The organism is Mixta sp. (assembly GCF_024610815.1).
Lineage (GTDB): Bacteria > Pseudomonadota > Gammaproteobacteria > Enterobacterales > Enterobacteriaceae > Mixta > Mixta calida.
Map to the genome: position 1 here is coordinate 1 of NZ_JANION010000178.1, position 5,294 is coordinate 5,294.

The window sequence follows — 5,294 nt, forward strand, 5'->3', positions numbered from 1 at the left end:
ATATCAAGTTCATCCTTATAACCCTTTTTCGTTAAATGCGAACCTGGATCAAAAAATATTTTCCAGGTCACACTAATTTTTCTTTACCGTATCGTTTGTATGGGTATGATATTCCCGTCTCACTCTGGAAGTGATTATTAAATTCAATTCAACCGCTGGTGAGCGGTCAAAAGCGTTCGTCCGTTAACCAGTAATAAAAACAGCTTTTTTTATTCAGCAATCAGCATGGCGCTATTTGTCCGCTGCGGCGCTCAATACACACCATGTCTTAAATGCTTTCAGCAAAAAGCAAGGGGTTAAGATGTTTGATATCGTCGAACTGTCGCGTTTACAGTTTGCCCTGACGGCGATGTACCATTTCCTGTTCGTGCCGCTGACGCTGGGGATGGCGTTTCTGTTAGCGATCATGGAAACCGTCTATGTCCTGTCGGGTAAACAAATCTACAAAGACATGACCAAATTCTGGGGCAAGTTGTTTGGCATCAACTTTGCGCTGGGTGTCGCAACGGGCCTGACTATGGAATTCCAGTTTGGCACCAACTGGTCTTATTACTCTCACTATGTCGGCGATATCTTCGGTGCCCCGCTGGCGATCGAAGGCCTGATGGCCTTTTTCCTCGAATCCACTTTTGTCGGCCTCTTTTTCTTCGGCTGGGATCGGCTGGGCAAAGTACAGCATATGGCCGTCACCTGGCTGGTCGCGCTGGGGTCCAACCTCTCCGCGCTCTGGATTCTGGTCGCTAACGGCTGGATGCAGAATCCTGTCGCTTCCGAATTCAACTTCGAAACCATGCGCATGGAGATGGTGAGCTTCTCCGAGCTGGTGCTGAACCCGGTGGCGCAGGTGAAATTCGTGCATACCGTTGCGGCGGGCTACACCACCGGCGCCATGTTTATTCTCGGCATCAGCGCTTACTACCTGCTGCGCGGCCGCGATCTCGCCTTCGCTAAACGTTCTTTCGCCATTGCGGCCAGCTTCGGCATGGCGACGGTGTTGTCGGTGATCGTGCTGGGCGATGAATCTGGTTATGAGATGGGCGACGTGCAGAAAACCAAGCTGGCGGCAATTGAAGCGGAATGGGAAACCCAGCCCGCGCCGGCCGCCTTTACGCTGTTTGGCCTGCCGAATCAGCTGACGCAGGAGAACGGTTACGCCATCCAGATTCCTTACCTGCTGGGCCTGATCGCCACCCGTTCGGTGGATAAGCCAGTTATCGGCCTGAAAGATCTGATGGCGCAGCATGAGGTGCGCATCCGCAACGGCATGAAAGCCTATCAGCTGCTGGAGGAGCTGCGCGCTGGCAATACCGATCCGGCAGTGCGTGAAGCGTTCAACGGCCATAAACAGGATCTCGGCTACGGTCTGCTGCTGAAGCGTTATACGCCGAACGTCACCGACGCGACGGAAGCGCAGATCAAACAGGCGACGCAGGATTCCATTCCACACGTCGCGCCGCTCTATTTCTCTTTCCGCATCATGGTGCTGTGCGGCGTGTTGATGCTGGGCATCATCGGCCTCTCTTTCTGGAGCGTGCTTCGCAACCGCATCGGCAAAAACCGCTGGCTGCTGAAGGCGGCGCTGTATGGCATTCCGCTGCCGTGGATCGCCGTCGAAGCGGGCTGGTTCGTGGCGGAATATGGCCGTCAGCCCTGGGCGATTGGCGAAGTGCTGCCGACGGCGGTCGCCAACTCGACGCTGACGGTCGGCGATCTGCTGTTCTCCATGGGCCTGATTTGCGGTCTCTACACGCTGTTCCTGGTGGTGGAGATGTACCTGATGTTCAAGTTCGCTCGTCTGGGCCCAAGCAGCCTGAAAACCGGACGCTATCACTATGAGCAGTCCACTGTCGCTTCGCAGCCGATGCAGTAAAGGAGCCAGCTATGTTGGATTATGAAGTTGTACGTTTTATCTGGTGGCTGCTGATCGGCGTGTTGCTGATTGGCTTCGCGGTCGCCGACGGTTTCGATATGGGCGTGGGAATGCTGTCGCGCATTCTGGGTCGCACCGATACCGAACGCCGCATCATGATTAACAGTATCGCGCCGCACTGGGACGGCAACCAGGTGTGGCTGATCACCGCCGGCGGCGCGCTGTTCGCCGCCTGGCCAATGGTCTATGCGGCGGCCTTTTCCGGCTTCTATGTGGCGATGATTCTGGTGCTGGCCTCGCTTTTCTTCCGCCCGGTCGGTTTTGACTACCGCTCTAAAATCGAAGATATGCGCTGGCGTAAGCTGTGGGACTGGGGCATTTTCCTCGGCAGCTTCGTGCCGCCGCTGGTGATTGGCGTGGCGTTCGGCAACCTGCTGCAGGGCGTGCCTTTTCATGCCGACGCCTATCTGCGTCTCTACTACACCGGTAACTTCTTCCAGCTGCTGAACCCGTTCGGCCTGCTGGCGGGCGTCGTCAGCCTGACGATGATCCTGACGCAAGGCGCCACTTATCTGCAGATGCGCACCGGCGGCGAGCTGTATCTACGCGCCCGCGCGGCGGCGCAAATCAGCGCGCTGGTGATGCTGGCGGCGTTCGCGCTGGCGGGCGTCTGGGTCATGTACGGCATTGACGGCTACGTGGTGACCAGCGCTATCGATCGCGCCGCGGCCTCTAACCCGTTAAATAAAGAAGTCGCGCGCGAAGCGGGCGCCTGGCTGCTTAACTTTAACCGCTATCCGCTGCTGTGGCTGATCCCGGCGCTGGGCCTGCTGTTCCCGCTGTTAACGGCGCTCTGCTCACGAATGAAGAAGGGCGCCTGGGCGTTTCTGTTCTCCTCGCTGACGCTGGCCTGCGTCATTCTTACCGCCGGGGTGGCGATGTTCCCCTTCATTATGCCGTCCAGCACGCAGCCGAACATGAGCTTGACGCTGTGGGATGCTACCTCAAGCCTGATGACGCTGAAGCTGATGCTTTATGTGGCAATGGTATTTGTGCCGGTCATTCTGATTTACACCAGCTGGTGCTACTACAAAATGTTCGGCCGCATCACCAAAGAACATATTGAAAGCAACACACATTCACTCTATTAACGGAGGCGTTTAGCCATGTGGTATTTTGCCTGGATTCTTGGAACGCTGCTCGCCTGCGCCTTCGGTATTATCACCGCGCTGGCGCTGGAGCATGTGGAAGAGACGGCGCAACAGGATAAAGCTTGATGCGTCAGCGGTTGCAACGGTTCTATAACCTGATGGATAAGCGCCCGCTGCGGGCGCTTTCCCTGGCGCTGGCGCTGTTGCTGGCGGGCTGCCTGTTTTGGGACCCGACGCGCTTCGCCGCCCGCACCAGTCCGTTAAGCATCTGGCAGGGGTTCCTGCTGATTTGGGCGACCTGCGCGGGTGTGGTGCACGGCGTTGGCTTTCGTCCGCGTCGGCTTCGCTGGCGCTGCTTTTTCTCTCCGTTGCCGGCACTACTGGCGCTGCTATGGGGAAATCTCTTCTTCTTTTAATCTTAATTGTATTCGGAGCCTGGCGCTGTCGCTTCCGGCTCCGCTAACAGTGAAAAGTTCTGTCAGCAAACCTCTGTTTATCCCCACCTTACGCCACGATATATTCCGAAAATTTTGTCAATAGTTTCCATTTGATAATTATTTTCTCCGCGCTTCGGCGACCCATTCCAAAGCCGATTGCACTTGCGTATAGTAGCAACGTTTAAAAGCATTACCGGGATGTAAAGTGAGTACAACGCTGTTTCGATGGCCGGTGCGTGTCTATTACGAAGATACGGATGCCGGTGGTGTGGTTTACCACGCCAGCTACATTGCTTTCTATGAACGGGCACGTACTGAGATGCTGCGCCAGCACCATTTTAATCAGCAGTCGCTGCTTGAACAGCAGATTGCTTTTGTCGTGCGTCGGATCACGGTTGACTATATTGCCGCCGCGCGTCTGGACGACCTGCTTGAAGTGCAGAGCGAGGTTTCGTCGATGGGTCGCGCGACCATGACATTCAGGCAACGTATCGTCAATGCGGAAGGCAAGCTGCTCAATGAAGCAGAGGTTCTTATTGCCTGCATCAACCCACACCTAATGAAGCCGATAGCGCTTCCCAAGTCTATTGTCGCGGAGTTCAAGCAGTGACTGACATGAATGTTCTTGATTTGTTCCTGAAGGCGAGCCTTCTGGTCAAACTTATCATGTTGATTTTGATCGGGTTTTCCATTGCGTCCTGGGCGATCATTATCCAGCGCACCCGCATACTCAACGCGGCGGGACGCGAAGCGGAAGCGTTTGAAGATAAATTCTGGTCGGGCATCGAGCTGTCGCGCCTGTATCAGGAAAGCCAGGGACGTCGCGACGAGCTGAGCGGCTCAGAGCAGATTTTCTACGCCGGCTTTAAAGAGTTTGCCCGTCTGCACCGCGCCAACGGCCATGCGCCGGAAGCGGTCGTGGAAGGCGCCACCCGCGCGATGCGCATCTCGATGAACCGCGAGCTGGAAGCGCTGGAAAACCATATTCCTTTCCTGGGCACCGTCGGATCAATCAGCCCGTATATCGGCCTGTTCGGTACGGTCTGGGGGATCATGCACGCCTTTATCGCGCTGGGCGCGGTGAAGCAGGCCACGCTGCAAATGGTTGCGCCGGGCATCGCTGAAGCGCTGATCGCCACCGCTATCGGTCTGTTCGCCGCGATCCCTGCGGTCATGGCCTATAACCGTCTTAACCAGCGCGTGAACAAGCTGGAGCAGGGCTATGACAACTTTATGGAAGAGTTCACGGCTATCCTGCACCGTCAGGCATTCTCCAGCGAGAATAAAAAGTAAGCAGAGGTGACGTATGGCCAGAACGCGTGGTCGCGGTCGTCGCGATCTGAAGTCTGAAATTAACATCGTTCCGCTGCTGGACGTGCTGCTGGTGCTGCTGCTGATCTTTATGGCGACGGCGCCGATTATCACCCAGAGCGTTGAAGTCGATCTGCCGGACGCGACCGATTCAAAGACGGTCTCCAGTGATGATAATCCGCCGGTGATCGTGGAAGTTTCCGGCGTAGGGCAGTACAGCCTGGTGGTCGATCACGATCGTATGGAGCAACTGCCTTCCGAGCAGGTAGTGGCGGAAGCGCAGCGTCGACTGGAAGCGAACCCGAAAACGGTGTTTCTGATTGGCGGCGCGAAAGATGTCCCCTATGACGAAATTATCAAGGCGCTGAACCTGCTGCATCAGGCGGGTGTGAAATCAGTTGGCCTGATGACGCAGCCAATTTAATTATTCCGTAACCGTTTTTTGGGAACCGAGCGTGTCGAAGGCATCCGAACAAAACGATAAGTTAAAACGCGCGATAATCATTTCAGTGATATTGCATATCG

General features: G+C 55.7%; 7 protein-coding genes. All 7 read left to right on the plus strand.

Annotated features, from left to right (window positions below):
- The first annotated feature begins 301 nt into the window (after positions 1 to 301).
- The 7 genes from cydA (at position 302) to tolR (ending at position 5,193) form a co-directional block, all read left to right on the plus strand.
- On the plus strand, positions 302 to 1,870 hold the full coding sequence (gene cydA / locus MYY08_RS13525) for a cytochrome ubiquinol oxidase subunit I (protein ID WP_288014562.1): 1,569 nt from the start codon (positions 302 to 304) through the stop codon (positions 1,868 to 1,870).
- 11 nt (positions 1,871 to 1,881) lie between these two features.
- The gene (gene cydB, locus MYY08_RS13530) at positions 1,882 to 3,021 is read left to right on the plus strand and encodes a cytochrome d ubiquinol oxidase subunit II (protein ID WP_038627360.1); all 1,140 of its coding nucleotides are present in this window, start codon (positions 1,882 to 1,884) and stop codon (positions 3,019 to 3,021) included.
- A 15-nt stretch (positions 3,022 to 3,036) separates the two neighbouring features.
- Positions 3,037 to 3,147 carry a cytochrome bd-I oxidase subunit CydX gene (gene cydX, locus MYY08_RS13535; protein ID WP_071883693.1) on the plus strand — a complete coding sequence of 37 codons (111 nt, stop codon included), beginning with the start codon at positions 3,037 to 3,039 and terminating at the stop codon, positions 3,145 to 3,147.
- Positions 3,147 to 3,437 (plus strand): cyd operon protein YbgE, encoded by a 291-nt coding sequence (ybgE, locus tag MYY08_RS13540; RefSeq protein ID WP_288014564.1) that lies wholly within the window; start codon positions 3,147 to 3,149, stop codon positions 3,435 to 3,437. Before cydX ends, ybgE begins: the two co-directional genes overlap by 1 nt.
- A 226-nt stretch (positions 3,438 to 3,663) precedes the next feature.
- Positions 3,664 to 4,068 (plus strand): tol-pal system-associated acyl-CoA thioesterase, encoded by a 405-nt coding sequence (ybgC, locus tag MYY08_RS13545; protein WP_038627356.1) that lies wholly within the window; start codon positions 3,664 to 3,666, stop codon positions 4,066 to 4,068.
- The gene (tolQ, locus tag MYY08_RS13550; protein ID WP_038627354.1) at positions 4,065 to 4,751 is read left to right on the plus strand and encodes a Tol-Pal system protein TolQ; all 687 of its coding nucleotides are present in this window, start codon (positions 4,065 to 4,067) and stop codon (positions 4,749 to 4,751) included. Before ybgC ends, tolQ begins: the two co-directional genes overlap by 4 nt.
- A gap of 13 nt (positions 4,752 to 4,764) precedes the next feature.
- Positions 4,765 to 5,193: a colicin uptake protein TolR gene (gene tolR / locus MYY08_RS13555; protein WP_038627352.1), complete on the plus strand. Its 429-nt coding sequence runs from the start codon at positions 4,765 to 4,767 to the stop codon at positions 5,191 to 5,193.
- Positions 5,194 to 5,294 lie beyond the last annotated feature (101 nt).

Coding starts and splice junctions, on each gene's coding strand:
- cydA (WP_288014562.1), top strand. CDS start 302: ATGTTTGATATCGTCGAACTGTCGCGTTTACAGTTTGCCCTGACGGCG.
- ybgE (WP_288014564.1), top strand. CDS start 3,147: ATGCGTCAGCGGTTGCAACGGTTCTATAACCTGATGGATAAGCGCCCG.
- tolR (WP_038627352.1), top strand. CDS start 4,765: ATGGCCAGAACGCGTGGTCGCGGTCGTCGCGATCTGAAGTCTGAAATT.
- cydB (WP_038627360.1), top strand. CDS start 1,882: ATGTTGGATTATGAAGTTGTACGTTTTATCTGGTGGCTGCTGATCGGC.
- cydX (WP_071883693.1), top strand. CDS start 3,037: ATGTGGTATTTTGCCTGGATTCTTGGAACGCTGCTCGCCTGCGCCTTC.